Source organism: Symmachiella dynata (assembly GCF_007747995.1).
GTDB lineage: Bacteria > Planctomycetota > Planctomycetia > Planctomycetales > Planctomycetaceae > Symmachiella > Symmachiella dynata.
Genome location: NZ_CP036276.1, coordinates 850,286 through 876,943, shown reverse-complemented (window position 1 = coordinate 876,943; position 26,658 = coordinate 850,286). Strand labels below are relative to the sequence as shown.

Below are 26,658 nucleotides of genomic sequence, written 5' to 3'. Positions count from 1 at the left end.
AACGTTCCTCCCGCAAACAGACGCGTTATGTGTACAAGCCACGCGTGCTTTGTGGCTACCCTGAGTATAACAATGCCATCGGCCCCTGACAAAATAACCGGCAACCTTATTGCAGTTTGCCACGCCCCAAAATCGGCCAAACGGTTTCCAGTTGATTCTTGCGGAACCCGAAGAACTCATCGTGCAGGACGGTCGTAAAATCGCCGTAACCCACGACCAGTTCCACCTTGTCGCCAATTTGTAGCCCCCGTGATTTGTCACCGAGTTTCAGTTCACAATGCTCGGCACTGAGCCGCACAACCTCCGCATCATGATCGCCGGCGAGCACCGGCATATGGATGTCGGGGTTCATCGTCTTGCGTCCACAGTCCAAGACCGCGCGATCCAATTGCGGACGGCTGACTACCGTGGCCAACACCGTCAACGCATACTCCAGGTCCTTCACTTGGCAGGTATTGCGGTAAAACGGATCCATGAAAATTCCGCCGCCCGCTTGCAGCTCCGTAATGCCCGGGCACTGCGCGGTGATGTGAAACGATCCGGTCCCGCCTGCGCTGACGATGTCACAAGCGATCCCGCCGGCGCGAATCGATTCGGCACAACCGACCAGTACCTTCATCGCCGTGCGGATTTTTTCTTCCTTCTCAGACAAGTCCGAAATCGTGAGTAGGTGCCCTTCGTAGCCCATGATTCCGGCCAATTCGACTCCTTCGAGCTTATCGATCGCCTGGGCTAGTGCCAGCGTGTCGCTACCGGGGCGAATCCCGACGCGATCCAGACCGATATTGACTTCAATCAGCACGCGGACCGTGACTCCTCGCCGCCGACAGACCGCGGCCAACGGCTCGACTTGCGCATAATGATCGCAAGCCACAATCGGATCGGCCCAGCGCCGCATGGCGGCGATCCGTTCGAGTTTGCGTTCGCCGACCACCATATTGGCAATCAAAATATCCCGCACGCCCCCCTGGGCCATGACCTCAGCTTCGGACGTTTTCGGGCAAGTCGTGCCGATCGCGCCTGCTTCGATTTGCCGCATGGCAATCGCCGGCGTTTTATGGCATTTCGAATGCGGTCGCCAGTCCACGCCATGCTCGCGGCAATAGCGGGCCATCTTCTCGATGTTGGACTCCATGACGTCCAAATCGATGCAGAGAATGGGAGTATCGAGAGAGAATTTGTCAGCACCGAAAATATGTTGGGACACGTCTGTTTCCTCAGGTTGGATATCGGGGTAGGCACAATTTCGGGGTGGGCCGTGGGTGTCAGTTGCCTCGATCGTAGCGACGCCCCCTGCGATGTCACAAGTCACTCGGCTTCAAACGGGACGCCGGAAATCCGCGCGACTTGGCGCAAGTCCTCGACCACGGGCATCACCAACGGGATGCCATGTTCCCTCCGTTCCGCCTCTGATGCGCGCTCCGGGTCGCCGGGTATCAACACGCCGTCGCTGCCGGGCGCCGGTTTGGTCGCTCGAAAGGTGCGAATCCAATCGTCCACCCGCGTTTTGAACTCGGCCGGATCCATGAAACCGGCAATCTGCATCGCCCCAAAGAAATGCCCCAGTCCCTTGCCGACGGTCCGATCCCGCTCAGCGACACGGTGCCGCATCACAAATTGCGGCGCAAACGGCCCCCAATTCGCGCCTCCCAACACGCCGGTCAGAATGTCGACCATCGCCGACAGGCAATACCCCTTGTGTCCGCCCCGATCTCGGTTCGAACCCACCGGCAGCAACGCCCCGCCCTCCATCATTGCCGCTGGGGAGCTGGTCTCCACTCCTGTTTTGTCGATCGCCCAACCGAGCGGCAACTCCTGTTGCTTGCGGTCAGCCATTTCGATCTTGCCGAAGGCGACGGCACTGGTGGCCAGATCAATGACAATGGGGGGTTCCTCGTCACCAGGAAACGCAATCGCGATTGGGTTGGTCCCCAACATCCGCTCCGCTCCCCACAGCGGGGCGACCATCCGCGAGCTATTGGTCATCGCCCAGCCGATCAAATCCCGCTCGAGCGCCTGCAGCGGATAATAACCGGCGATGCCGAAATGATTGGTGTGGTTGACCGTCACCCAGCCGCTGCCAACCGCCTCGGCTTTTTCCATGGCAATCTCATTCGCACGCGGCCCAATCACCAGTCCCAAACCGTTGTCGGCATCAATGGCAGCGGTACTGGGGGTCTCGCGGAGGATTTTCAAATTCGGCCGCGGATTGATTAAGCCCTCCTTGAGCAGTTCGACATAGGCCAACAGCCGCGCCACCCCATGCGACTCAATCCCCCGCAAATCACTCGCCGACAGCACCAGCGCCGCCTGCCGCGCATCGGCCTGTGGGATACCGAAATGCACGAAGACGTTCGCGGTAAAGTCTTCGAGGTACTCGTGCGAAAATGTGCACGTTTGAGGTTTTTCTGCCATGCCATCCATCTTCTGGATTCGATTCAAAACCGCGCTGCCAGTTTCTCAGTAATCATTGCTCCAATATTCAGCGACGCCGTTGCCGCCGGCGAGGGGGCGTTGCCGATGTTGATTATTCGCTCGGTTTCGTCGATCAAAAAATCATCCACCATACTGCCGTCGCGGGACACGGCTTGCGCGCGGACGCCGGCGGGGGCGGTTACCAGATGCTCGCTGCAAATGTCCGGAACGAGCCGCTGCAGCGCTTTGACGAATGCAGCTTTACTGCAGGACCGCCACATTTCTCCCGCACCGACCCGCCAATATTTCAGCGCCAATTTCACGAAACCCGGATACGTCAACGACTCCAGCAGATCATACGGATTGACGTTCGTTTTACGATACCCCTCACGGGCAAAGGCCAACACGGCGTTGGGGCCGCACTCGACGCCCCCTTCGATCATCCGCGTAAAATGCACTCCCAAAAATGGAAAGCTGGGGTCGGGGACCGGGTAGATCAACGTCTTGCACAAGTGATGCGCTTCGGGCTTGAGTTCATAATACTCGCCGCGAAACGGCACAATTTGTGCCGAAGGTTTTTGGCCTCCCAATTTAGCAACACGATCGCACTGCAGTCCTGCACAATTGACGAGATACTGCGTCTCCCATTCGCCAGCCGTGCTGGCGACAACGACCCGCTGATCGCCCGGTGTGATCGCCGTGACCCGCGCATCGGTCTGCACGCATCCGCCCCGCTCGACAATGATCTCTGCCAATCGTCGGCAAACTTGGCGATAATTGACAATTCCCGCTTCGGGAACATGAATCGCTTGGATGCCGGCGGCGTGTGGCTCGAGTTCATGCAAGCGTTCGCGGCCGATGATTTCGCAATTGACGCCGTTGGCTTGGCCTCGTTCGTAAATCCGCTGCAGCGCCGGCAATTCGGACTCGTCGAGCGCTACGATTACCTTGCCACAGATGTCGTAATCGATTCCCTGAGTCTCACAAAACGACTGCATCGCCAATTTTCCGGCGCGGCAGTTGGTCGCTTTGAGTGAGCCCGGTTTGTAGTAGATGCCGGTATGCAGCACCCCGGAGTTGTGCCCCGTCTGATGTTCGGCGACAGCGGGTTCTTTTTCGAGCACCGTGATCTTCAGATCGGGGAATTGTTCACCCAAACGATAAGCGGTCGCCAACCCGACGATCCCCCCTCCGATGATTGCGACGTCGGTTTGTTGCATCTGCAGTTGGTCTATCCAAGTGATGTTCGCGTCAAATTACCGCACGTGCCGCGAGTAAACTGTCACTCGTTCCCAAACTCTGTTTGGGAACGCATTGTAGCGAAGCTCCGCTTCGCTTTCCTTTCCAAGGTTCCATCGGCTGTCTACCGGGCGCGGACCGAAGCGAAGCTTCGGGATTGAGGGTTCCCAAACAGAGATTGGGAACAAGTAAGCTTGACACTAAGGCCTACAGTCTAAAGCCTACAGCCTTCTCACTCCGTGCCTCCGTGTTGATCTGCCCCTTCCGCCACGGCAGCACGAACGCGGTCGCATTCCTCCGGCGGCGTGGTACAGACGTCACAAATCGAACGGCCCCCTTCGTCCATTGCGTTGTTCAGGCCACCGCAGGAACCTTTGATTCGGCGACCGCTAATCATCACGCCAATCGACATGCCGATCAGTGCCAAACCGAAAGCGGTCAGCGCAACCAAAAACAAGGTCATCCGTGATGTTCCCGCCGGAGCCGCCGCGGGGTCGCGAAACAAAGCCTCGATCTTTGCGTTTGCGACCTGACGGAATTGATCGTTCTCGGCGCGGACGATCAGCATTGCCGGCAAATTGTGTTGGCCTGCCAATTCCATGCCCCGCTCAGGTCCTAAAACCATTACAGCAGTCGCCCAGGCATCGGCCGTCATACAGTCGTCGGCCAAGACCGTGGCCGAAGCCAGTTTCGATTCAATCGGCCGACCGGTTTGGGGGTTGATTGTGTGTGAATAGACCTTGCCGTCTTGCTCGTAGAAATTGCGATAGTCCCCCGATGTCGCCATTCCGCGCTCGCCCGGGGCGACCACGCGATAGACTTCGTGTAACAGTCCCGCTTGCGGGGCTTCGATGGCAATGTTCCAATCGCGGCCGCTTGCGTTTTTCCCGCGCGTGCGAACTTCCCCGCCAATTTCGACGAGAAACCGCGCGACTCCCGCGTCACGCAACAACTGAGCCATACAGTCCACGCCGTATCCCTTGGCGATGGCGGAGAGGTTCACCGAAACGTCGGCTCGTGTTTTCCGCAAAGCCGGCGGACTGCTGCGGACTTCTAATTGGGTATAACCGCAACGAACACGGGCAGCGTCGATTTGTTCCTGCGTGGGAACCTTGTCCGGCCGACCGTTGCTGTCAAAGCCCCACAATTGCACCAGCGGCCCGACGGTTACATCAAACGCACCGTCGGTCTGTTCGCTGATCTGCTGCGCTGCGGCGACAACTTTGGCCAATTCCGGGGATACCGGAACCCACTCGGTCGTCTGAGCGGCGTTGAATCGAGACAATTCCGAGTCGGGCCGCCAAGTCGACATTTGATTGTTCACGGTCTCCAACGCGGCATCGACGGAGGTCTGCAGAGCGGCAGCGTCTAATTCTGGTGGCGGGTCGGCAATGGTGATCGAGTACGTCGTCCCCATCGTCTCACCGGTCAGCGAGAGCGACTCGACGGCCGGTGCCCCGCATCCCCCGATTGCAAATATCGCCGCCCAACTGAATAACCAGCTGACAAGACACTGCTTGGGGAAATGTTGGTTAGCCACGGATGCACACGAACGGGTTGATATTGAGTAGTGTCACCACTCCTATTGGTTCTTCACTCGTTCCCAAATTCCATTTGGGAACGCACTTTGGCGAAGCTCCGCTTCGCTCGCCCCCAGAGCTATCGACGATTCGCGTGCCGCACCGAAGCAGAGCTTCGGTCAAATAGGTTCCCAAACGGAGTTTGGGAACCAGGTGCCACGTGGGTTTGGGGCTTGGCGCTAAAAACCTCAACCCCCGAAGTCGTCGTACAGGATGTTTTCTTTTTCGACGCCCAGATCGTCCAACAACTTAAAGATGGCTGCGTTCATCATGGGGGGGCCGCAGATGTAGTATTCGCAATCTTCCGGGGCGGGATGATCTTTGAGGTAGTTCTCGTAGAGCACTTGATGAATGAAGCCGGTGTAGCCGGTCCAATTGTCTTCGGGCAACGGCTCAGACAGGGCAGCGTGCCACTCGAAGTTGTCGTTCTCGCGCGCCAGCATGTCGAAATCTTCGACGTAGAACATTTCCCGCAAACTGCGGGCACCATACCAGAAGCTGACTTTGCGTTTGGTATGCACACGTTTGAACAGGTCAAACAGATGCGACCGCATGGGAGCCATACCGGCTCCCCCACCAATGAAGACCATTTCGGCGTCGGTCTCCTTGGCAAAAAACTCGCCGAAGGGACCTGAGATGGTGACTTCATCACCCGGTTTCAGGTTGAAGATGTAGGAGGACATTTTCCCCGGCGGCGTCCCTTCCGGAGCGCGGGGCGGCGGGCTGGCGACCCGCACGTTGAGCATGATGATCCCTTTTTCTTCGGGATAGTTGGCCATGGAGTAGGCCCGTGTGACGGTTTCGTCGACCGACGACTCAAACCGCCACAGGTTGAATTTGTCCCAATCGGGACGATATTCCTCTTCGACGTCAAATTCGCTGTATTTCAGATGGTGCGGCGGGCATTCGATTTGAATATAACCCCCGGCGCGAAAACCGACATCCTCGCCTTCGGGGAGTTCCAGGACCAATTCCTTAATAAAGGTGGCCACGTTTTCGTTGCTGCGGACCTTGCACCGCCATTGTTTCACGCCGAAGACTTCGGGGGGGACTTCAATTTTCATGTCCCGTTTGACGGCAACCTGACAACTCAACCGGCAACCTTCGGCCGCTTCGCGCTTGGTGATGTGCGCTTCTTCGGTTTTGAGAATATCGCCGCCACCCGATTCGATCAGCACTTTGCACTGCGCGCACGTACCGCCGCCGCCGCAGGCCGAAGACACAAAAATCTTGCTGTCAGCCAGAACGTTGAGCAGTTTTCCGCCGGCGGGAACCGACAAGGTGCGTTCGTTGTTGACGACAATGTCAACATTGCCGCTGGCCACCAAGCCTTTGCGGGCAATGAGAATAATCAGGACCAGCGCTAATACAATGGCGGTGAACATGCCGACGCCGTAGAGAATTGTCATATCCATGAGTTCGGTCCGTTTTTATCGCTGTGGCGAGCGGGAAGTGCAGATGCTTTATGCAAACAACCCTAAGCCGTTTCTTCCCACCTTGCGAAATCGGCGGCCTGAGTTCGCCGCTTGCCGTTAAATTTTAAATTCCTGAAAACGCCATAAATGCCATTGCCATCAGCCCAGCGGTAATGAAGGTGATTCCCAGACCGCGCAGTCCGTGCGGGATATCGCTGTACTTGAGTTTTTCGCGAATGCCGGCCAAAGCCAAAATCGCGATTGCCCAGCCTGTTCCGGAACCGAAGCCGAACACCACGCTTTGGGGGAAATTATAGTCCCGTTCGACCATAAACAACGAGCCGCCCAAAATGGCACAGTTCACGGTAATCAGCGGAAGAAAAATTCCCAAGGCATTATAGAGCGCAGGCATAAAGCGATCGAGGAGCATTTCCAGGATCTGCACCATGGCAGCAATGACGCCGATATAACTAATCAAACCTAAAAACGTCAGGTCGACATTTTCCAAACCGGAGATTCCCGTCCAGGAGAGGGCACCCGGTTTGAGTAGATAGGTGAGGATCAAATTGTTGGCCGGGACGGTAATGGTCTGGATGGCGACGACCGCCATGCTCAGTCCCCAAGCGGTTTTGACATCTTTCGAAACAGCAAGAAACGTGCACATTCCCAGGAAAAAGGAGAGTGCCAAGTTTTCGGTAAATGCCGACCTCAGTAAAAGGCTAATATAGTCCATCGCGGATCTACGCCTCCTCGTTCTGGCTGGGATCCCAAGTCCGGACCGCCCAAATAAATAACCCGATTAAAAAGAACGCGCTGGGGGACAACAGCATCAAGCCATTGGTTGGATACCAACCCCCGTCGGTCGTCTTCGCCAAAATCGTATACCCGAACAACGAGCCGGAGCCAAACAACTCGCGAAACGCGCCGACGAATAGGAGGATCACGCTGTACCCAAGACCATTCCCGACCCCGTCCAGAAAACTGGTCCACGGCGTATGACTCATGGCAAAACCTTCCGCACGGCCCATCACAATGCAGTTGGTAATGATCAGCCCCACGAACACCGATAGGGCTTTGCTGGTGCCATACGCATAAGCCTGCAAAAACTGATCCACGACGATCACCAACGAGGCAATGATCGTCATCTGCACGATGATGCGGATGGCTGACGGGATGTAGTTGCGGATCATGCTCACGGCGGTGTTGGAGCAGGCGGTGACGAAAATCACTGCCAAGCACATCGTGACCGTAGTTTTGAGATTCGTCGTGACCGCTAGTGCCGAACAAATCCCCAGCACCAATTTGCCGATCGGGTTTTTCTTAAACAGCGGATCGAACAGGATGTCTTTGGTTTTACTTGCCATCGTTTCCTCCGCCCGACTTCATTTTTTCGAGGTAGGGCCCAAATCCATCGGGCCCCAGCCAGTAGTCTACCAGATTCGTCACACCCCGCGAGGTGATTGTCGCCCCCGACAGTCCGTCGATTTCGTAGGCAGCATCGGGACTACTCGGATCAACGGTCCCCTTGATCAAGTGCAGCGCGATCTCGCCATCATCGTCGTAGGCCAATTTGCCTTCCCACTGTTCTTTCCATTTGGGATTGTCGACTTCGCCACCCAGTCCCGGGGTCTCACCATGTTGATAAAACCCAAGTCCTTTGATGGTTCGCAAATCACCTTCGAAGGCCAAAAACCCGTACATTGTCGACCACAACCCCTTGGTGTAGACCGGCAAAATGAGTGTTTTCAGTTTGCCATCTTCATTCAACAAATAGACGGCAGATAGCTTTTCTCGTCGTTTCAGGCTGGCGACATCTTCTTCAGGAGGAATGGTAACACTCTGCTCAGGGTCATCCGCGGCGGCGCGTTGGTCGAATGAATCGACGTCTACATCAGTGACATATTCCCCGGTTTCGAGGTTCACAATTTTGGTTTCGATTTGCTTGAAAAGCTCGTCGATTTTCGCGCCATCGCCGGCCTCGTCAGCACCCAGCAATCCGGCAACGCGGAGAATGTTGGATTTGCGGTCCAATTCTTTATTGCGCTCTTGTCGCGGCTGCAAAATCACCGCAGCCGTGGAGACGATCGCCGAACAGACGACGCACAACACCGTAGCAACTAAAAACGTAAACACGAATGAGTTACGCTGCATGGCGGAGAGCCCTCCTTTTGATCGTCAGCTGAACGACGCAAAAGTCGATCAACGGTGCGAACACGTTGCCGAACAAAATTGCCAGCATGATACCCTCGGGAAAGGCGGGATTGAGCACGCGAATCAAGATGGTCATAAATCCAATCAATGCGCCGTAGATGTATTTGCCCGTTTCGGTCATGGATGCCGAAACCGGATCGGTCGCCATAAAGACCAGGCCAAATGCCAACCCACCGACAACCAGATGCCAATGCGGCGGCATGGTGAGCATTTTGTTAGCGGGGTCCTCCCCGGCGAACGCCCAAAGCAACGTCGAAAACACCAGCGAACTGACCAGCACGCTGAGCATGATTCGCCAGGAACCGACACCGGTGGCAACCAAAATCGCCGCTCCGACCAGGCAACACAACACCGAGGTTTCACCCATCGAGCCTTGCATCGTCCCCAAAAATGCGGAGGACCAGGAAACATTCAAAGCTTGCATGCCGTCGGTCTGCACCAGCCCCAACGGGGTCGCCCCACTGAAACCATCGACCGCCGTCCAAATCGTACTACCCGTCATGTCGGTGGCATAGGCGAAGTACAAAAATGCCCGAGCCGCCAAGGCGGGATTCAGAAAGTTCTTGCCCGTGCCGCCAAAAACCTCTTTGGCAAATATCACAGCAAAGGTAATCCCCACCGCGACTTGCCAGAGCGGAATCGTGGGAGGCAATGTCAACGGAAACAAGATGCCGGTGACCAGAAAGCCTTCGTTGATTTCATGCTTCCGCACCGTGGCGAACAGCATTTCCCAAAACCCGCCCACCGCGAAACAGACGATCAGCACGGGAAGGAAATAGAGTGCGCCATGCACAAAGTCGGCGATGATATTGTCTGGGTGATAACCCACGCCCAAGGCGTCGATCACGCTGCCCCGCCAACCCGCCGTGGATTCGATGCCTTGTTGCATCATGTAGGCATTGGCTTGATAGCCAGTGTTGTACATGGCCATCAGCATGCAGGGCACCAACGCAAATGCGACCGTGCCGAGCATGCGCTTTAGGTCCATGCCGTCACGAACGTGCGTCCGTCCGTGCGTGACTTCGCCCGGCGTATACAAAAACGTGTCCGCTGCTTCATAGAGCGGAAACCATTTTTCAAATTTGCCCCCTTTGTCGAACAGGGGATGCAAACGATCTAGAAAACGTCGCAAGGGCTTCATCTGTTATCCGAATTTCTCGATCTGTGTCAGGTTTTCGCGCAGGATCGGCCCATAGTCATATTTGCCAGGACAGACAAACGTGCACAAGGCGACGTCTTCTTCATCCAACTCCAAACAACCCAGAGCTTGCGCCTGATCGGTATCACCCACGATTAAGGCCCGTAGCAAAAAGGTCGGCTCGGTATCGAGCGGCAACACTTCCTCATACATGCCGATCGGGATCATAGCCCGTTTGCTGCCTTCGGTGGATGTGCTAAATGCGAACTTCTTCGACCGGTCCATGGCTGAAGCGAACACATTCTTAATACTGAATTTGTCAAACCCCGGTTTTTGCCAGCCCAGAAACTCACGCTGGTTGCCTTCCGGCAGCGCCGAGACTTGCAGGTGAAATCGCCCCAAATAGTCAAACGGCTCTTGCGCCGCACGACCATTGAGCACCGAACCGGAAATCACACGATTGTCACCGTCGACCAACTCGCCCGCTGTCAAATCCGCAAGATTGGCGCCCAATCGCGTTCGCAGCAACCGCGGTTGCTTGACCGCCGGACCGGCCAGTGAAATCACTCGCTCCAGCGGCAATCGACCGGTCACAAACAATTTCCCGATGGCTGCCACGTCTTGATAGCCCAGATGCCACACCGTTTTCTGCGGGTTGACTGGATCGAGCATGTGAATGTGCGTGCCGACGAGACCAGCCGGATGCGGCCCGCGGAATTCCGTCACTTCGATGCCGCTCACGCCATCGGTCGGAATCGCTGATCCAGGGGACTTACTCAAAAAGACCTTGCCATCGGTCAGTTTCTCCACAATCGCCAGACCGTGACGAAAATCCCCTTCTTGACCTTGTAGGACGACCACGGGATCTGCCGCCAGCGGATTCGTATCCATGGCGTTGACGAAAATCGCGTGCGGAACGGATTCGGGCGACGGGACTTTGCTGTACGGCCGCGTCCGCAATGCCGTCCACAGCCCTGAGGCGACTAGGTTTTCGACCACCTGCTCGCAGCTCAGCCCAGCGATATCACCATCGCTGTAGGAGGCGAATTCCACCTGGTCGTCGCCGGAGAGTTCGATCACCAGCGATTGAAAGACCCGTTTTTCACCCCGATTGAGAGCGACGACTTTTCCGCAACCTGGAGATGTGTATTGCACACCTTTGGTTTTCTTATCGGTGAACAGGACCTGCCCGACCTTCACCGAGTCGCCTTCTTCAACGTGCATCGTTGGTTTCATGCCAACGTAGTCATCGCCGACCAGTGCCACAGATCGCACCACCGGACCGGATTGCACTTCCTGCACGGGATCACCGGAAATCGGAAGGTTCAGGCCCTTCTTAATTCTGATCATCTCAACCGAGCATTTCTATATGGAGAGTAAGGAGCGTGAGTAAATACAAAAAACGCATTGAATGCCCGGCAACCGTTCAAGCAACGCTGTGGACGCGGACGTCCGCAGTTATCGGCGACCGGAGCGGGCCGTTGCGGAACCTGGACGATTGCCGCCGCGAAACATAGCCTGCCGGGCTATTTTTAACGCATGCATGCCAGCCGTCAATCGTCACAGCCAAGTTACCGACCCGCGATGCATTCTAGCCCTCCCCCAATGCTGTTTTCCAGCAGCCCTGAAAGGGAATACGAGCCTTTCCCAGAATTGAGAAATAACAAGCCGCTAAAAGGAGCATGTTGGAAGTTACCGCCAAGACTGGGAGGGCCTGCGGGCAAAAAATGCGGAATTTCGTTTTCCTACTAGAGGCGAGGCAAGGTGCAGGTGGCGAGTTATAAATGGGCCTCAGGAGAGACCATTAGAAAAAGACAGCGATTACGGGTCTCTTACAACTTTCATGTAGGACTCGCCTGTTCCAGATTGACCGTCTGGCGTTTGAAATCGGACGTTAGCCGTTTTGGTAAGTTTTAGCCGTACCCCAGGCATCAGCCACAGCGAAATTGATCGGAATGCTGGAGAACCATCGGGCGGATCAAAGGCAATTCGCGTGTCTGGACTTGATGTCTGTATTACCGAACCGATGGTCTCGTTGTCTGCAACAATGTCACCGGGAAGGATAACGATAATCTCTTCGGTCGCTTCAAGTGTGGTATTGGCAGGCCACACAAATGGCTCATCTGGACTTGGCTGATTGACAATGCTTGGCAGGTGCGAAGTATTGCGAAATTGAAACACATAAAACGCGGCTATCACCAGCAAGCCAACGAATATCAGCATGCTGAGTGTTGGAGTGGTTTTCATTGCGAACGATTGTGTCCGTAGAATGGGAGCTGAATGACAAGTTGTGCCGAAGAAAGAAACGCTGACCCTATTCGTCACAGTACACTGTCGTCATCCTCTGTCTCTATCTACTGGAAGGCAAGGGAAAATCCTGAAAACTCGGATCGATCACTACTGGGTGCTATCTCGGTCTGTAACAGTCGTGATCGCCTAGTTACCGTTGTTGCCTCATTCTAATCCCCATTGACTAGACGGTGTCATGCTAGACCACGCATCGCCACTTGATAGTGCGTGGCTCGGCCTTGCCCTCCCGGAGACCGGTTTAAAAAGGCGCAGCGACCAACGGGAGCGGCCTATTCAACTCCGAGCGGAAGCTCGCACCTAGCGGCTGTGCCGCCTTAGTTTCTGTAGACGTTTGCTACCTACTTCGGCGACATAAAGATTCCCCGCGCGGTCGATGGCGATTTGATGGCCGATGCCGAACTCCAGCGGGCCGCTACCTTCTTCGCCCCACGACTTAACCACGCTGCCCGATTTGTTGAGTTGGTGAATCTTGTCCCCGCTACAGGCAAACAGCACGCCGTCGCGATCCAGCGCCACGCCGAAGGCCGTCTTCACGGGATAGGCTTTGAGGAATTTTCCGTTTCCGTCAAAAACCTGCAGGCGATTGTTGTCACGATCAGCGACGATCACCTGACCGTCGGAATCGACGACCACTTGGTGCGGAGCATGAAACTGCCCCGGTTGTTCGCCCGCTTGTCCCCACGTTGCCAGAAATTTTCCCTCAGGGGAAAACTTGACCATCCGGCTGTTCCCGTAACCATCGGCGACGTAGATCTCGCCCTGGGGGCCGATAGCGACGTCGGTCGGTTGATCGAATTGCGGCGGATCGCTGCCCGTGCCCGGTTTGTCGATTTGCCCCAGGGCTAACAGCAATTTGCCGTCGCCATTGAATTTGTAAACCATATGCTGCTCGGTGCAGGTCACCCACACATGCCCTTGTTGATCGACTTTCAACCCATGCCCGGTGGCCACGTAATCGTCACCAAACGCACGCAGGAACTTGCCCGTTTTATCGAAGCTCAAAACCGGCCGCTTGCCGCGATGTAGTAGAAAAATACGACCTTGCTTGTCGACACCGACGCCGGAGCATTTCCCCAGTTCGATATCGTCGGGAACCTCAATCGCATCCAACACGGCGGTAAAATCAATTCGCGGTTCGTCAGCAGCAGCCAGCGTGGAGATGCAGGCCAAAACGGCAAATGCCATGACGGCTTTAATGGTTGATCGGTAGAGACTCACGACAGCCATGCTCCTAAGCGGAATGAGAGAGGTCAATCTGTTGTCAGCCTACCACGAACGACAAGAATCCGACAACCAGCCGCATTGATTCCCGTAGCGCGGCGCAGGACAATAGATTCTTGATCCGTTGCCATGCTGAACAAGACCTCACATGACTGCCACTCCGATTTATCTGGACAACCATGCCACCACGCGCGTCGACCCCCGCGTGTTGGATGCGATGTTGCCGTATTTTTCCGAGATTTACGGAAACGCTGCCAGCATCAGCCATCGTTTTGGCTGGGATGCCGGGGACGCTGTTGAGGCGGCGCGGGGTAAGATCGCTGAGCTGTTCAACACTGACGCGCGGAACGTGATTTTCACCAGCGGCGCCACCGAAGCGAACAACCTCGCCTTAAAGGGCGTCTTGCACGCCGCACCGCCGGGGAGTCATTTGATCACCGCCGCCGCCGAACACAAAGCGGTGCTCGATCCGGCCAAACGTCTCTCCCGCAGCGACTACGAAGTGACGGTGCTTCCGGTCGATCAATATGGTATGGTCGATCCGCAACAAATCGCCGAGTCGCTGCGGCCCAACACGGTGCTTGTTTCGATCATGTCGGCCAATAACGAAGTGGGGACGCTCAACGACATCGCTGAAATCGCCGCGTTGTGCCGTGAACGTGGGGTTCACTTCCACACCGATGCGGCGCAGAGCGCGGGCAAGTTGCCGCTTGACCTATCGACGACACCGATCGATTTGCTAAGCCTGTCCGGACACAAAATCTACGGGCCCAAGGGCATCGGCGTGTTATTTGTGCGGCACGGTTCTCCGCGGATCAAGCTGGAACCGCAGCTCGATGGCGGCGGCCATGAGCGGCATTTGCGCAGCGGCACGTTGCCGGTGCCGTTGATCGTGGGACTTGGCAGAGCGTGTGAACTGTGTGGTGAAACGATGGTCGACGAAGCGGCGCGGCTGTTGGAATTGCGCGAGCGATTGTGGACAGGATTGCAAGACCGGCTCGACGGGCTCACCTTAAACGGCCATCCGGAACAACGCTTGCCGGGAAACCTGAATGTGAGCTTTGACGGCGTCGAAGGCGATGCGCTGATGAATAGCATGCGGGAGATTGCCGTCAGTTCCGGATCGGCCTGCACGTCCGCCGATCCGCAACCGAGCCACGTCCTGCGGGCGATGGGAGTCAGCGACGCACTCACGCGCGCCAGTTTGCGATTTGGTTTGGGACGATTCAATACGACCGAAGAAATCGACCGCGCCGTTGAGGTTGTTGCCGACGCAGTCGGTCGCTTGCGAGAATAATCCCCCGGCGGAAGAACCCACGAACAACGCAATCTGTGAGTCTAAAATTCTTTGCACGCAGCCAATGCGATTAAGAACCCTAAGAATCGCACCATTCCTTTTCGTGTATTTTGCTTCTTTCGTGGTTTGTTTTCTTAATCGCAAATTTCACTTTCGCGGAATAAATTAAAGAACCACGAAAGAAGCGAAATACACGAAAAGTGAAAATATCGACCATAACAAACCATTGTCGCGCATGGTGAATTCACCCCCCTTAGATGAAAGAAGTGACTTGGTTCTCGGTTGCCACTATTTTGCGGTGATTGATTTGCTGTCCGCCTAGAATGGGTGCTACTGACGGCGTTTTCGTCATCAAATAAATTGCTGGGTAGCCGCGTACAAATAACAGGGACGTTATACTTTTCGCAGCACGAAGATGACATCCTCGCTGTGGCCTTTGACCTTGATGGGCGCGTTGATGTCGAGGTCGAAATCGAATGTTTCCAACAACTCCAGCTCCGGCACGCGGGCCAAGAGTTGGCGGAATTGGCGGGCGGTGTACATCCGGAACGGCATCTCGTCGACGAGTCGCAACTTCCGTTTGGGAGTTGTGACGTCAAGCGTCATGCCGACCATTTCGACGCGTGCTTTGCTGTCGACCGACATGGTCCACAACCGCGATTCCACGCCGACATTTCCTCGCCGGGCGGCATAGCATTCGTCGTCGCAGATGCGATGATTCGTGGGCGTCAGGTGTAGCCCTAACAGATAAATGCCCCCCTTGCGCAAGGCGCGGGCGATGCATTGCATATGCGCCGTGGCTGCATCTTCGTCCGGTAAATGCCGGAAACTGTTGATCAGATTGAAGGCGGCATCCGCTTTGCGGGGCAAGCGAAAATCGGCCATGTCCCCCACAACGGCGGTCGGTTCAAAACCCCTTCGTCCCAGTCGCCGATTACAAAACTCGACCGCTTTGGGATTCAGGTCGTTGCCGGAAACGTCGTAACCCGCCTGGGCTAGTTTGATCAACAACCGCCCGGTGCCGCACGCCGGTTCAAACACACGCTGCACCGTGCCGCCGGCATACTTGTCGAAACAAGCCTCAAGAAAGGCGATTTCCTTCCGCCAATCGGCTGCGAAAATGATGTCGTAATAGGTGGGATAGTCGTAGACCTTCCCATGAATAACTTCCGCCATATTCACCTAACCTCGTACATCCCTGAATTTTCGACTCCCTCTCCCTCTGGGAGAGGGTTGCAAAACGGGTGGCACCGATTGCCATTGGCAATCCGTGTGCCGAAGGCACAAGAAGCAGCATTTTCAGCTGCCTCAACCAATGCAGCTTCATCAATCAAGGAGTCCGTGATTTGCTGCTTCTTGCGGGCTTCGCCCGCCCCGATTGCCGTTGGCAATCGCGGCCACCCTATGGACGCTGCCCAACCGTGCTAACCCCCGGCCTTCTTCACTTGTTCCATTACCGGTCGCAGCGCAGCTAGCACCTTCTGCCGCGCGTCGCTGATCGGCCCCGGCAATATCGTGCCGGCCGCTTGTTGGTGCCCCCCACCTCCAAATTGTTCCGCCACGGCTGCCACGTTGATTCCGACGCGGCTACGAAAACTGCATTTCACCTGCCGGTTACTTTGTTCAATCAAAATAAACGCCGCCTGCGCCCCGGCAATTCGCATGCACTCATTGACCAGATCTTCGGTATCGGGGGGAACGGCGCCGGTCTCCGCATAGTCGTCCCAGCGGATGTAGGTATGCGTCAGGAGCCCGTCGAATTCCGGCGTGATCCGTTGCAGCGACCGCCCCGCCAAGCGCATACGAGCCAGGGAATACTGTTCATAAAGTTGTTCATACAGCGCTGCCGGGTTTGCTCCCAATTCCATAAGTGCGGCACCGACGCGCATGGTGTTCACCGTCGACGAGGGAAAACGAAACCACCCCGTATCGGTCACTATCGCGCAATATAAGGCTGTCGCTGCAATCGCATCGACTGTGTATCCCAAAGCGACCGCTAATTCGTAAACCATCTCACCGGTCGCGGCGGCAGCGGTGTTTTTGAACACGATCGCGCCCAGGTCATCGCTACTCACATGGTGATCGATGACGACCTTCACGGCATCAGTCTTGCCCAGGATTTTGCCCATATCCTGCAACTGGCCCCAGGCGCTGGTATCGAGAATGATGTGCACATCGGTATCAAGGGCTTCTTCGGCCGTCGCCTGCTTACCGAGTTGGCAAATCCAACCTTCGGTATCAATAAACCCCAATCGCGGTGGCGTGGGTGATTGATTGACGATCTTCACCTGCTTGCCCAACGCGACCAGAATGCGGGCCATGCCGATTTCCGAGCCGAGTGCATCGGCATCGGGGCGCACGTGGCTGGTCAGCACAAATCGCTGATGGTCGTTAATAATCTTGCCCAGCGGCTCCCAGTCGATCGTCATTCGCTTTTCCAATTGGTATTGCCGGTGAACAAAATTTGCAGATGGCGTCGCACCCTCGACCATTAGACTTCGCCGGAGGGGCGCGCCGATTCCTGTATCGCTGCCGTGGCCAATGTACGGGCCTGTGCGATATCGAGCGCCAATTGCTCTTTTAGTGGATCGATGCCTGCAAAGGAAGTCGTGGCCCGCAACCGTTCCACAAATTCCACCCCCAACGATTGTCCATACAAGTCGCCGGAAAAGTCGATCAAGTGCACCTCTAACTTGCGTTGCATTTCGCCGAATGTGGGGTTCGGCCCGACATTGACCGCCGCCGGCAAGCGTTGATCTCCCAAGATGCCGATCGCCGCATAAACCCCATCACAGGGGATGACCGTGGGAATCGCTTCCAAATTCGCGGTCGGAAAACCAAGTTGCGCGCCGCGCATCGCCCCCCGAGAAACCGTCCCTTGAATGCGATACCGATGCCCCAATAATTCCGCCGCTTTAGAGACATGTCCCGTAGCGATCAAGCCGCGAATCGCTGTGGAAGAGACCATACGACCGCCCAGCCCGACCGGCTGCACAATTTTCAGATCGAGTCCCGCTTCGTCGCAGAACTCGTGTAACTTGTGAATATCCCCCGCACGGTCCCGTCCGAAAAAAAAGTTCGGCCCCTCCACCATTCCACTAGCGGCGATCTCCTGGAGAATGATTCGCTCAAAGAACTCCCGCGGCGTGAGATCCAACAATTCCTGATCCGTGGGGTAAACGATCATGCAATCGACCCCCAACTCTTCAATCAACTGCGCCTTACGCTGCACAGTACTGAGCGGCGGCGGCGTCGACCCAGGCCTCAACAACGTGATTGGATGCGGATCAAACGTAAACACAACCGAAGGCACCCCCCCACCCCGCGCCTTCTCCACCAAAGCCGAAATCATCCCCCGATGCCCACAATGCACACCATCAAAGTTGCCAATGGAAACAAATCCATGGCGGTAGCTATCGGGATTTTGGAAACCGTGTTGGAGTTGCATGGCTGCAGGGGGCTTGAGGCTTGAGGAGACAGGCTTGAGGGTTTTGTTATTTGCGCAATGATCGGAGGAGACCTGCTAGGACTTTGAGTGTCTCTTCGGTGGACTTTTCGACTGATTCGTAGTTGGCGTGCGATAGATAATCAAGACGATAGGCTAAAGAGAGTTGATACTGAAGCTCGCGCGCCGAGGCAAATGACATGTCAAGGAATCTCACATAGTCTGCTTGGGAATTGCGAGCAGAGCCTTCCACAATATTCGATGCGACTGAAACCGCCGCGCGGCGAATCTGGCTGGTCAACCCAAACTGCTCGTTGCTGGGGAAATTGACCGTCACTCGATACACCAGTATCGCCAATGCATCAGCCAATTCAAAGGCCCTTAGTTTTCGATGGTCGCGCATGATGTGACTCTCTTACAATCGGGAATCTCGAAAACCTCAATCCCACATCTTACATGCAGTAACCCGCCACCGACAGTATCGACTAGCCTCAACAACTCTCCTCAAGCCTGTCCCCTCAAGCCTCACGCCTTACGAGCGAAATCGCGCCAAACGCTCGTGGTCCAACTCCACTCCCAGACCCGGTCCTTGCGGGATCTCCAGGTAGCCTTCCTCATCGAGCGTGAAGGGCTCGACGGTCAGTTCTTCGAGGTAGGCGCACGGTGTGAGGTATTCGACGTAGCGGGCGACGGGCAGGGCGGCGGCCATTTGTAGGTCTGCTGCCAAGCCGATGGCGGTGTTCCAGCCGTGCGTGACGACCTGGATGTTGTGATCGTAGGCGCACCAGGCGATTCGGCGGGTTTCGCTCAATCCGCCGTTTTTGGTCGAATCGGGTTGAATAATGTCGACCGCTCGCCGCTCGAGCCACGGCATGAAGGATTGCCGGCGCGTTAAGACCTCGCCGCCGGCAATCGGCACGGGGGAGGTTCGCGTTAGTTCGATGTGCCCTTCCAGATCGTCCGGCGGCAACGGTTCCTCGAACCAGACGATGTCATAGTCGGCCAACATCTTGGCCGTTTCGCGGGCCCAGTTCAGACCGTGCGGCCAAAATTGCTCGCTCCCCCCCGCATCGACCATGAGCTCCACTTTTTCGCCGACAGTCTCACGGGCGGTACGGATCAGCAATTCGTCAAATTTACGATTGCGACGCCCGAACGGTCGCCAGCCGAGTTTGATGGCCTGGAATCCGCGTGCCACGGTCGACTCCAATTGGTCGCGGAGCACATCCGGCTCGTCAAATAGCATCGAACCGTATGGCTTGATCCGCGTGCGGTAGTTGCCGCCTAACAGCCGCGAGACCGGTTGCCCGCAGGCTTTGCCCATGATGTCCCACAGGGCGATGTCCAGTCCCGAAATCGTGTGCTCGACCGCCCCGCCCCGTCCTTGCCAAAATGTCGCTTCCCGCAAGGTCTCGGTCACCCGTTCCGGCTCCACGGCCGACTCCCCGTCGAGCAACGGCCAGAGTAGTTTCATCGCCCCCTGAACCAAACTTCCGGAGGTGAAACAACTTCCGACGCCCGTGATCCCCTCGTCGGTCTGCACCTCGATCAGCGTATTGAGGTCCTCTTCCGGCTCATGCCCCTGCGGCCAACCCCCATCCACAGTTCCACCAATCAGCGGAATGACTTCGACTTTGACAATTTTCATTGGGTTAAGGATTCCTAAATAAGGCGTTTTTCAACTGTCGAACAACAATATTTCAGACTCAGCTGCAGGTCATGCCGTGCATGACGAATCGAAAGTGATTCTGCCCGATTCCAGCTCCATCATGCACAGCCCGACTTACGGGAACCAGGATAATGGACCGTTGCGGTGAGCGATATGGTTGACCGCTTGAAAGCCCGACCGTGGTGGCTATACTTGCCTGCAGGTCGTTTGGGGTGCTGTGATGCATTCCAGCGACCCTGCCACCGCTGCCTCAATCGCTCAAGACGGGCGGTGAACGCTAAGTATTCGCGGGCGGCTGCCCGTGATTGTGAAAAACGTCCCCATCCCGGTCTGCAGGTGCAGGCGGGACACGCGGCCGCGCCGGTCGTGTTTGAGAAACAATAGACATCAATTTAACCTTCAGGAGAGTACGTTACGATGACCGTTCAAGTCGGCCAACCCGCACCCGAGTTTTCCGTCCAAGCCTACGACCGCACCAAAGATGGCACGGACGACCAATTCCAGGACATCAAACTGTCGGATTACAAAGGCAAGTGGGTCTGCTTGTTTTTCTATCCCCTGGACTTCACCTTCGTCTGCCCGACCGAAATCGTCGCCTTCAATAACGAATTGGGCGAATTCCAGGACCGCGACTGCGAAGTCTTGACCGCCAGCACAGACAGCGCCTTTTCGCACAAAGGTTGGTGCGACAGCCACGAAGATTTGGCCAAACTGAATTACTTGATGTTGGCTGATACCACGCATCAAATGTCGGAAGACTACGGTGTGCTGAAAGCCGATCAAGGGATCGCCTACCGCGGCGTGTTTTTGATCGATCCCAACGGCATCGTGCGGTGGTTGGCCATTCACGATCTGGGCGTTGGCCGGAACGTCGCCGAAGTGCTGCGTGTTTTGGACGCTCTCCAGACCGATAAGCTTTGCCCCTGCAACTGGAGCAAGGGCGAAAAAACGTTGAACTAATCCAACAGTCGGCAGGCATCGGCTTGCTGATCACGTTTTAGTTGCACGGATGAAGTTGTACGGATAAATAAGAAAACCGGCGGCGCGGAGATGACCGGGCCGCCGGTTTTTCGTAGCTTGGCCACGACTTGGGGAGACTTGAATTCATGTCACTTGTCCAACCGTTACCCGAAGCGGACGCCGTTGATAAGACAGCGCAGACCTACGGCCGGATCAAGGAAATGTTCGGCAGCGATACGGTCCCCGAACCGTTTTTGATCTACGGAGGCGTGCCGGCGTTCTTGCAAGACTTCTACATGAACTTCAAAAAGTTCGTGTGGACCGCTGGAAAGCTCGACGAAAAAACCAAGGCCGTCATCGGCTTGGCCGTCAGCGTGACCAAGGGAAACCAACTCTGGACCACGCGCATGCAAGAGCGGCTTTTGTCGCTGGGCGGAACCGAGCAGGAAGTGGCTGACGTTCTCGCCGTAGCTGCCACCTGCGGGATGTACAACATCTTCTTCAAATTCCGCGACATTGCCGGCAGCGATATCTTCAACGGCATGTCAGTCGGGCTGCGTGCGCACACGTTCGCCAATACGACGCTGGATGACTCGACGGTGGAATTGATCAACATCGCCATCAGCGACATGAACGGCTGCAAGCCGTGCACGTCCGGCCACGTCGAGAAAGCCCGTCAACTGGGGCTCAATGACGAGCAGATTTTAGAAGCCGTGCAATGCGCCGCCACGATGGCCGCCGGCGCAGACTTTTTGAATTCCACTGCCCTATAAACTGCGCATTAAGAAAAATAAGATACCACAGTGTCCCACTGCTGGCTTGCCCAGTAGTGTTTTACTATTCGGGTTATTTGCACTGCTGGACAAGCCAGCAGTGGCACACGAAGTTTCGGCACTCATTGGTAGATGTAAATGGTTAGCTCTGTTGTTCGCGGCTCCACTCGGCGATGATTGGAGCGACTTCGCGGAGCACGCGTTGCATGTCTTGCACGACGCCCTCTTCCAATTCTTGGGTGGAGATCCCTTCACAGGCATCGACGCAAGCTTGGATCCGCCGCAGCATCTCCGCATCCTCTGCCTGTGTGGGCTGCGCGTCGACTTGCGGCGGCTGAGGCGTATCGCCAAGTGCGAAATGGGGCGAGACCAAAGGCTGCGTTGATTCGTTCATGCCGATGTCCTGATACTTTCAGCGAGTGTGGGTGGAGCGATGACCGTCGAGTGTTTCGTGGGCGGTTTTCTCAGCCCGTGGATTACCTTATCGGTACAAACCAACCGCAGTCCGCAGAAATTCTGCCGCCCTCCGCAGATTTACTGGCGAAATCCATTCCATTCGCCGACCGCCGACGCATCACGTGGGATGCCGACTCTATTTCATAGATGTTCAACCACGAAAAACCTAGCGCAACAGGGCCGCTATTTTCATAGCCACAGATTGAACACGGATGAAACACAGATTTCCGAGCGTTTCCGAGCGTGACTCTCTATCATCCCCAACCGACGGCTTGCCGTCGCATTGTGCGTTCCGTACCGGGCCAAAAACGATCCGATTGCATCCTCCCATGCATTGAGATACCAAAGATATCAGAACGCCTTTTCGTGGATTTCGTGACTTTCGTGGTTCTCCTCCTTCTCAAAAACAAAACCGCACAACCACACTGAAATCCCCAATTGCCACCGGCGCAATCGCGTTACCCTTGCAACAATCCAGAACTCAACGACAATCTCAAAACAGTCCCCACGAAGGGATACTGCCTGTCGTTCCATGACTCCGAGTAAGACCCATCGATTTCGGCGGCACGAATGGATTCCACACAAACCCCACTCCGCCGCCCGCCGGCCACGCGCTATCAAGGAAGCAAATTCAAACTGCTCCCGGAACTGAGTTGCCAGTTCGAAAATTTGGAATTCACGACCGCTCTCGACGCCTTTGCGGGAACCGGTTCGGTCGCCTATCTGCTCAAGAGCCTGGGCAAACAGGTCACCGCCAACGATTACCTGTATTCCAATCAACTGTCATTGCGAGCATTGATTGAAAACCAGGAAACCGTTCTCACCGACAACACGATCGACGCGATCTTGAAACCCCAGCCGGGGCGTGACTATGACGATCTGATTCAACGGACGTTCGCGGGGATCTATTTCACCGACGAGGAAAACCGTTGGCTGGACACAGTCGCCCAGAATCTTCCGTGCATCGCCGAAGGTAACGAACGGGCGCTGGCGTATTACGCTTTATTTCAGGCGGCGATTGCCAAGCGGCCGTATAACCTCTTTCATCGCCGAAACCTTTATATGCGCACCGCACAGGTGCAGCGGAGTTTTGGGAACAAGGCCACCTGGGACACGCCGTTCGAGGACCATTTCCGCCGCCACGCCGCTGCCGCCAATGCCACGATCTTCGACAGCGGTGTTGCATGCCGTGCAACGTGCGAGGATGTCTTGGATGTGAACAGTCAATTCGAGCTGGTCTACATCGACTCTCCCTACATCAACGGCCGCGGGACCGGCGTCGATTACCGTGACTTCTATCACTTTTTAGAAGGCTTGGTGGACTACAAGAATTGGGGACCGCAAATCGACCACACGCGGAAACACCGTCCACTGACCCGCGCCCGCTCACCGTGGACTGATCCCCGCCAAATCCAAACCGCCTTCGACAACCTCTTCGCCCGTTTCGCTGATTCGATTCTAGTCGTCTCCTACCGTAGCGACGGAATCCCCAGTATCGACGAACTCACTACACTGCTGCAGCGTCACAAATCGCGCGTCGAACAGATCCCGTTAGGGCGCTACCAATACGCACTCTCAAAGAACAACCGCTCGCAAGAAGTATTACTAATCGGACGCTGACCCGGTCGATCGCGCCGATAGCGACGGCAAAGCCGTCGGTTTGGAAGCAGGTCTCCCCCCCCCACAATTTTTCCTGCCCACCGCCTACTGCCCACTGCCTACTGCCCACTGCCTACTGCCTACTGCCTACTGCCTACTGCCTACTGGCCACTGGCCACTGGCCACCGGCCACCGGCCACTCTTTTCCCCCAAATCGACGTCGCTTGTAGCGCATCGCCGGAACACCTATGATTTTCGCCGTGCAGACAATGCGGAAACGAGGACGAGGGAATCGATGGGATTTTTTGACAAATTCAAACAAGGGTTGGCCAAAACCAAGGCCCTGCTGACGACCGACGTCCGCGACTTGTTCAAAGCGGGCGAGATTTTGGGCGAGGAGCAGCTCGAACAGTTTCATGCCCGTCTGATTTCCACCGACATGGGTGTCGTCGCTGCACAGGCAATCACCGACGAATTGCGGAAACAACACCTGGGCCGCACCGTCGATGTCGATGCCCTCTGGTTGACGGTCAAAGACACGCTCAAAGGCCTGCTGACTGGCGAAGACGATGTTGTGTGGGATCCCGAAGATCCCCTCTCGCCGCTCAATTTGACTGCCGAAGGGACAACGGTGATACTCGTCGCCGGCGTCAACGGCGTGGGGAAAACGACCTCGATTGCTAAACTGGCCAATTTTCTACAAAAACAAGGTAAGACCGTCCTGCTGGCCGCCGGGGACACGTTTCGCGCCGCTGCCGTCGAACAATTGACGATGTGGAGCGAGCGACTGAACTGCGAGATTGTCACCAAACCGGACGGCACCGACCCGGCTGCCGTGGCCCACGCCGGTTGCTCCGCTGCGGTGGAAAAGGGGATCGATGTCGTGATCATCGACACCGCCGGCCGCTTGCAGACGCAGAAAAACTTGATGAACGAGCTGTCCAAAGTCGAGCGGGTAATTCAAAAAGTCATCCCCGAAGGCCCGCACGAAGTATTGTTGGTCCTGGATGCAACGACCGGCCAAAACGGCATCAGCCAAGCCAAGAATTTCTCCGAAGCGGTCAAGTGCACGGGGATCGTGTTGGCCAAGTTGGACGGGACCGCCAAAGGCGGCGTCGTCGTCGCCATCCGCCGCGAAATGGGCCTGCCGGTCAAGTACATCGGCGTCGGCGAACAAATCGACGACCTGCAACTCTTCGCCCCCGATGCATTCGTCGATGCATTGATTGACGCATAGCGTCGATGCGCTGATTGACGCATAGCAACAACGCGTCTTTGAACCAGTTTCAAGACCCGGTTGCGCTTGCTCTCGAAACGTGCAGATCAGTTCAGTAGGACGCGTCAGCGGGGTTTGAAACGACAGGTAAAAGTCACGCCAGAACTTCTCGCACCGCCCGCCCGCCGTGGGCAATTTCCACCGGTCGGCCGCCGCGATCGTTGACCCGCATTTCCGGGTCGATCCCCAAGCATTCATAAATCGTGGCGCAGATGTCCGAAGTGCTGACCGGCGCATCCTTAACGTAGGCCGCCTGCGCGTCGGAGGCCCCGTGCACCGTGCCGCCCCGAATGCCGGCACCAGCCAGCATCACAGAATAGCAATACGTCCAATGGTCACGGCCGGCACGTCCGTTGATTTTCGGGGTGCGTCCCATTTCGCTCATCACGACCACCAGCGTTTCATCCAATAAACCCCGCGCTTCTAAGTCTTCCATCAGCGCCGAATAGGTCTGATCAAACGTGGGGAGTTTGTTTTCCTTGAGGATCGCGAAATTGTTGGTATGCGTATCCCAGGCATCGTAGTCGATTTTAATCCGGTCCCAGAACAGGTCCCACGTCACATTGACGAAGCGCACCCCTTCTTCCACCAGACGGCGACCGATTAGTGTGCTCTGTCCGAATAACGTCCGGCCATAACGATCTAATGTGCGAGGGTCTTCGGTCGTCACGTCAAAGGCCTCTTTGAGTCGTGACGATGTCAAAATGTCGAACGCCCGTAGTTGATGTTTACCGAATTGGCCCGAATTGTCCCGCGAATCCAGCCGCCGCAATTGTGCGTCGATTTGCTGAAGCAGCCCCCGCCGTGCACTGAGCCGGTCGATGGTGATGTCGCTTTGGAGCACGCTGTTTGGTAGCTCTGGTTTGCCGAGCACGGTTTGCGGCTTACCGGCGATCGGAGCGGGAACCGACTCGTCACGAAACGGTTGGCATTCGGTTGTTAGTGCATCGTATTGCTTGCCGAGAAAGCCGCCATAAGGGCCGCCCCGCCGAAACGCCTGTCCCCATCCCAGGTAGCAGGGTAAATACATGTAATCCGGGAATTCGCCCGGCGCCGCTGGACCGCGTTGTTGTTTCAGGTATTCGCAGACCGACCCCATACTGGGCGGATCGGTCGGATACGGGTGTTGGTCCTTGGGCGTCACTTCCCAACCGGTATAGCTGGGCAAACAGTTGTGGCAGCCTGCTTTGTGATTCACCGACCGAATGATCGCCATCCGGTGCATCCACTGCGACAGCTTTGGCAAATGTTCGCAGACATCGATGCCGGGCACGTTCGTCGGAATCGGTTGAAATTCCCCGCGAGTTTCCTGTGGAGCTTCCGGCTTGAGATCGACCATATCTTGCGTCGCTGCTCCGCCCAGCAGATACAGCAAGATCACGCTTTTGGCCTTTGCCGGTCGGACTTGTCCCATTTCGGTCGCCTGCAGCATTTGCGGCAGCCCGAATCCGCCCAAAGCCGTCAAGGCACCGGCGGTCAGCGTCTCGCGACGGGTCAGGCCATCACAACAACGTCGCGGGCTTCCCAGCATGGTGATCATCGTCGCGTCTCCAGTCACAGGCGTGTGGAACAATGCGACTTGCGATTCTAACCGACGACTCAGTGACAATCCAACCTCATACCTCTGCGTAGAGGCATTGGACGCGAAAACACA

Annotated in this window: 25 protein-coding genes; 6 read left to right on the top strand and 19 right to left on the bottom strand. The window is 56.2% G+C overall.

What is annotated here, in order from left to right; translation table 11 throughout:
• Positions 1–106: 106 nt before the first annotated feature.
• The 10 genes from Mal52_RS03335 to Mal52_RS03290 all read right to left on the bottom strand — a co-directional run bounded on the left by Mal52_RS03335 (position 107) and on the right by Mal52_RS03290 (position 11,348).
• Positions 107–1,207, bottom strand: coding sequence for a DSD1 family PLP-dependent enzyme (locus Mal52_RS03335; protein WP_145374315.1), 1,101 nt, complete (start codon positions 1,205–1,207; stop codon positions 107–109).
• 101 nt (positions 1,208–1,308) lie between these two features.
• Positions 1,309–2,415 carry an Ldh family oxidoreductase gene (locus Mal52_RS03330; protein ID WP_145374314.1) on the bottom strand — a complete coding sequence of 369 codons (1,107 nt, stop codon included), beginning with the start codon at positions 2,413–2,415 and terminating at the stop codon, positions 1,309–1,311.
• A 23-nt stretch (positions 2,416–2,438) separates the two neighbouring features.
• On the bottom strand, positions 2,439–3,635 hold the full coding sequence (gene lhgO / locus Mal52_RS03325; RefSeq protein ID WP_145374313.1) for an L-2-hydroxyglutarate oxidase: 1,197 nt from the start codon (positions 3,633–3,635) through the stop codon (positions 2,439–2,441).
• A 251-nt stretch (positions 3,636–3,886) separates the two neighbouring features.
• A complete protein-coding gene (locus tag Mal52_RS03320) occupies positions 3,887–5,194 on the bottom strand; it encodes an FAD:protein FMN transferase (RefSeq protein WP_197534634.1) in 1,308 nt (435 codons plus the stop codon).
• Between the two features lie 228 nt (positions 5,195–5,422).
• Positions 5,423–6,643: an NADH:ubiquinone reductase (Na(+)-transporting) subunit F gene (gene nqrF, locus Mal52_RS03315; protein ID WP_145380524.1), complete on the bottom strand. Its 1,221-nt coding sequence runs from the start codon at positions 6,641–6,643 to the stop codon at positions 5,423–5,425.
• Between the two features lie 130 nt (positions 6,644–6,773).
• Positions 6,774–7,382, bottom strand: a complete 609-nt coding sequence (gene nqrE, locus Mal52_RS03310) for an NADH:ubiquinone reductase (Na(+)-transporting) subunit E (protein ID WP_145374312.1) — start codon at positions 7,380–7,382, stop codon at positions 6,774–6,776.
• Positions 7,383–7,389: 7 nt separating this feature from the next.
• A complete protein-coding gene (locus Mal52_RS03305) occupies positions 7,390–8,013 on the bottom strand; it encodes an NADH:ubiquinone reductase (Na(+)-transporting) subunit D (RefSeq protein WP_145374311.1) in 624 nt (207 codons plus the stop codon).
• Entirely contained in the window at positions 8,003–8,800 is a 798-nt protein-coding gene (locus Mal52_RS03300; RefSeq protein ID WP_145374310.1) for a Na(+)-translocating NADH-quinone reductase subunit C, read from the bottom strand. Before Mal52_RS03300 ends, Mal52_RS03305 begins: the two co-directional genes overlap by 11 nt.
• Entirely contained in the window at positions 8,790–10,001 is a 1,212-nt protein-coding gene (locus Mal52_RS03295) for an NADH:ubiquinone reductase (Na(+)-transporting) subunit B (protein ID WP_145374309.1), read from the bottom strand. The genes Mal52_RS03300 and Mal52_RS03295 overlap by 11 nt, the downstream gene beginning before the upstream one ends.
• A gap of 3 nt (positions 10,002–10,004) precedes the next feature.
• Positions 10,005–11,348, bottom strand: coding sequence for a Na(+)-translocating NADH-quinone reductase subunit A (locus Mal52_RS03290; protein ID WP_145374308.1), 1,344 nt, complete (start codon positions 11,346–11,348; stop codon positions 10,005–10,007).
• 35 nt (positions 11,349–11,383) lie between these two features.
• Here Mal52_RS03290 and Mal52_RS30330 point away from each other — a divergent pair, with 35 nt between their 5' ends.
• On the top strand, positions 11,384–11,515 hold the full coding sequence (locus Mal52_RS30330) for a hypothetical protein (RefSeq protein ID WP_261343606.1): 132 nt from the start codon (positions 11,384–11,386) through the stop codon (positions 11,513–11,515).
• Positions 11,516–11,819: 304 nt separating this feature from the next.
• Here Mal52_RS30330 and Mal52_RS03285 read toward each other — a convergent pair whose 3' ends face one another.
• On the bottom strand, positions 11,820–12,245 hold the full coding sequence (locus Mal52_RS03285) for a hypothetical protein (RefSeq protein WP_145374307.1): 426 nt from the start codon (positions 12,243–12,245) through the stop codon (positions 11,820–11,822).
• Between the two features lie 360 nt (positions 12,246–12,605).
• Positions 12,606–13,526, bottom strand: a complete 921-nt coding sequence (locus Mal52_RS03280; RefSeq protein ID WP_197534633.1) for a peptidyl-alpha-hydroxyglycine alpha-amidating lyase family protein — start codon at positions 13,524–13,526, stop codon at positions 12,606–12,608.
• A 151-nt stretch (positions 13,527–13,677) separates the two neighbouring features.
• Between Mal52_RS03280 and Mal52_RS03275 the strand changes: the two genes are divergently transcribed.
• Positions 13,678–14,826, top strand: coding sequence for a cysteine desulfurase family protein (locus Mal52_RS03275; RefSeq protein WP_145374305.1), 1,149 nt, complete (start codon positions 13,678–13,680; stop codon positions 14,824–14,826).
• Between the two features lie 393 nt (positions 14,827–15,219).
• Here Mal52_RS03275 and Mal52_RS03270 read toward each other — a convergent pair whose 3' ends face one another.
• From Mal52_RS03270 to Mal52_RS03250, 5 genes are all read right to left on the bottom strand, one after another.
• Complete coding sequence (locus Mal52_RS03270; protein WP_145374304.1) at positions 15,220–16,002, bottom strand: class I SAM-dependent methyltransferase; 783 nt, start codon at positions 16,000–16,002, stop codon at positions 15,220–15,222.
• A gap of 248 nt (positions 16,003–16,250) precedes the next feature.
• On the bottom strand, positions 16,251–17,255 hold the full coding sequence (locus Mal52_RS03265) for a DHH family phosphoesterase (RefSeq protein ID WP_145374303.1): 1,005 nt from the start codon (positions 17,253–17,255) through the stop codon (positions 16,251–16,253).
• A gap of 62 nt (positions 17,256–17,317) precedes the next feature.
• Positions 17,318–18,274: a bifunctional riboflavin kinase/FAD synthetase gene (locus Mal52_RS03260; protein WP_145374302.1), complete on the bottom strand. Its 957-nt coding sequence runs from the start codon at positions 18,272–18,274 to the stop codon at positions 17,318–17,320.
• A 46-nt stretch (positions 18,275–18,320) separates the two neighbouring features.
• Positions 18,321–18,674 (bottom strand): four helix bundle protein, encoded by a 354-nt coding sequence (locus tag Mal52_RS03255; protein WP_145374301.1) that lies wholly within the window; start codon positions 18,672–18,674, stop codon positions 18,321–18,323.
• 129 nt (positions 18,675–18,803) lie between these two features.
• Positions 18,804–19,919 (bottom strand): mandelate racemase/muconate lactonizing enzyme family protein, encoded by a 1,116-nt coding sequence (locus tag Mal52_RS03250; RefSeq protein ID WP_145374300.1) that lies wholly within the window; start codon positions 19,917–19,919, stop codon positions 18,804–18,806.
• A gap of 438 nt (positions 19,920–20,357) precedes the next feature.
• On the opposite strand from Mal52_RS03250, the gene Mal52_RS03245 reads away from it, so the two are divergent.
• A complete protein-coding gene (locus tag Mal52_RS03245; RefSeq protein ID WP_145374299.1) occupies positions 20,358–20,900 on the top strand; it encodes a peroxiredoxin in 543 nt (180 codons plus the stop codon).
• 146 nt (positions 20,901–21,046) lie between these two features.
• Positions 21,047–21,673, top strand: a complete 627-nt coding sequence (locus Mal52_RS03240) for a carboxymuconolactone decarboxylase family protein (protein WP_145374298.1) — start codon at positions 21,047–21,049, stop codon at positions 21,671–21,673.
• A 142-nt stretch (positions 21,674–21,815) separates the two neighbouring features.
• On the opposite strand, the gene Mal52_RS03235 is transcribed toward Mal52_RS03240, so the two are convergent.
• Positions 21,816–22,067 carry a hypothetical protein gene (locus Mal52_RS03235; RefSeq protein ID WP_145374297.1) on the bottom strand — a complete coding sequence of 84 codons (252 nt, stop codon included), beginning with the start codon at positions 22,065–22,067 and terminating at the stop codon, positions 21,816–21,818.
• 632 nt (positions 22,068–22,699) lie between these two features.
• Here Mal52_RS03235 and Mal52_RS03230 point away from each other — a divergent pair.
• Positions 22,700–23,749: a DNA adenine methylase gene (locus Mal52_RS03230; RefSeq protein ID WP_145374296.1), complete on the top strand. Its 1,050-nt coding sequence runs from the start codon at positions 22,700–22,702 to the stop codon at positions 23,747–23,749.
• A 274-nt stretch (positions 23,750–24,023) separates the two neighbouring features.
• A complete protein-coding gene (gene ftsY / locus Mal52_RS03225) occupies positions 24,024–24,965 on the top strand; it encodes a signal recognition particle-docking protein FtsY (RefSeq protein WP_145380523.1) in 942 nt (313 codons plus the stop codon).
• A 133-nt stretch (positions 24,966–25,098) separates the two neighbouring features.
• Here ftsY and Mal52_RS03220 read toward each other — a convergent pair whose 3' ends face one another.
• Positions 25,099–26,544 carry a DUF1501 domain-containing protein gene (locus Mal52_RS03220; RefSeq protein WP_145374295.1) on the bottom strand — a complete coding sequence of 482 codons (1,446 nt, stop codon included), beginning with the start codon at positions 26,542–26,544 and terminating at the stop codon, positions 25,099–25,101.
• Positions 26,545–26,658: the final 114 nt, after the last annotated feature.

What these genes read in the sequence shown, in the direction of transcription:
- Mal52_RS03330 (WP_145374314.1), bottom strand. Translation starts at nt 2,415, where the DNA reads ATGGCAGAAAAACCTCAAACGTGCACATTTTCGCACGAGTACCTCGAA.
- lhgO (WP_145374313.1), bottom strand. Translation starts at nt 3,635, where the DNA reads ATGCAACAAACCGACGTCGCAATCATCGGAGGGGGGATCGTCGGGTTG.
- nqrF (WP_145380524.1), bottom strand. Translation starts at nt 6,643, where the DNA reads ATGACAATTCTCTACGGCGTCGGCATGTTCACCGCCATTGTATTAGCG.
- nqrE (WP_145374312.1), bottom strand. Translation starts at nt 7,382, where the DNA reads ATGGACTATATTAGCCTTTTACTGAGGTCGGCATTTACCGAAAACTTG.
- Mal52_RS03305 (WP_145374311.1), bottom strand. Translation starts at nt 8,013, where the DNA reads ATGGCAAGTAAAACCAAAGACATCCTGTTCGATCCGCTGTTTAAGAAA.
- Mal52_RS03300 (WP_145374310.1), bottom strand. Translation starts at nt 8,800, where the DNA reads ATGCAGCGTAACTCATTCGTGTTTACGTTTTTAGTTGCTACGGTGTTG.
- Mal52_RS03295 (WP_145374309.1), bottom strand. Translation starts at nt 10,001, where the DNA reads ATGAAGCCCTTGCGACGTTTTCTAGATCGTTTGCATCCCCTGTTCGAC.
- Mal52_RS03290 (WP_145374308.1), bottom strand. Translation starts at nt 11,348, where the DNA reads ATGATCAGAATTAAGAAGGGCCTGAACCTTCCGATTTCCGGTGATCCC.
- Mal52_RS03285 (WP_145374307.1), bottom strand. Translation starts at nt 12,245, where the DNA reads ATGAAAACCACTCCAACACTCAGCATGCTGATATTCGTTGGCTTGCTG.
- Mal52_RS03275 (WP_145374305.1), top strand. Translation starts at nt 13,678, where the DNA reads ATGACTGCCACTCCGATTTATCTGGACAACCATGCCACCACGCGCGTC.
- Mal52_RS03270 (WP_145374304.1), bottom strand. Translation starts at nt 16,002, where the DNA reads ATGGCGGAAGTTATTCATGGGAAGGTCTACGACTATCCCACCTATTAC.
- Mal52_RS03265 (WP_145374303.1), bottom strand. Translation starts at nt 17,255, where the DNA reads ATGACGATCGACTGGGAGCCGCTGGGCAAGATTATTAACGACCATCAG.
- Mal52_RS03260 (WP_145374302.1), bottom strand. Translation starts at nt 18,274, where the DNA reads ATGCAACTCCAACACGGTTTCCAAAATCCCGATAGCTACCGCCATGGA.
- Mal52_RS03255 (WP_145374301.1), bottom strand. Translation starts at nt 18,674, where the DNA reads ATGCGCGACCATCGAAAACTAAGGGCCTTTGAATTGGCTGATGCATTG.
- Mal52_RS03250 (WP_145374300.1), bottom strand. Translation starts at nt 19,919, where the DNA reads ATGAAAATTGTCAAAGTCGAAGTCATTCCGCTGATTGGTGGAACTGTG.
- Mal52_RS03245 (WP_145374299.1), top strand. Translation starts at nt 20,358, where the DNA reads ATGACCGTTCAAGTCGGCCAACCCGCACCCGAGTTTTCCGTCCAAGCC.
- Mal52_RS03240 (WP_145374298.1), top strand. Translation starts at nt 21,047, where the DNA reads ATGTCACTTGTCCAACCGTTACCCGAAGCGGACGCCGTTGATAAGACA.
- Mal52_RS03235 (WP_145374297.1), bottom strand. Translation starts at nt 22,067, where the DNA reads ATGAACGAATCAACGCAGCCTTTGGTCTCGCCCCATTTCGCACTTGGC.
- Mal52_RS03230 (WP_145374296.1), top strand. Translation starts at nt 22,700, where the DNA reads ATGGATTCCACACAAACCCCACTCCGCCGCCCGCCGGCCACGCGCTAT.
- ftsY (WP_145380523.1), top strand. Translation starts at nt 24,024, where the DNA reads ATGGGATTTTTTGACAAATTCAAACAAGGGTTGGCCAAAACCAAGGCC.
- Mal52_RS03220 (WP_145374295.1), bottom strand. Translation starts at nt 26,544, where the DNA reads ATGATCACCATGCTGGGAAGCCCGCGACGTTGTTGTGATGGCCTGACC.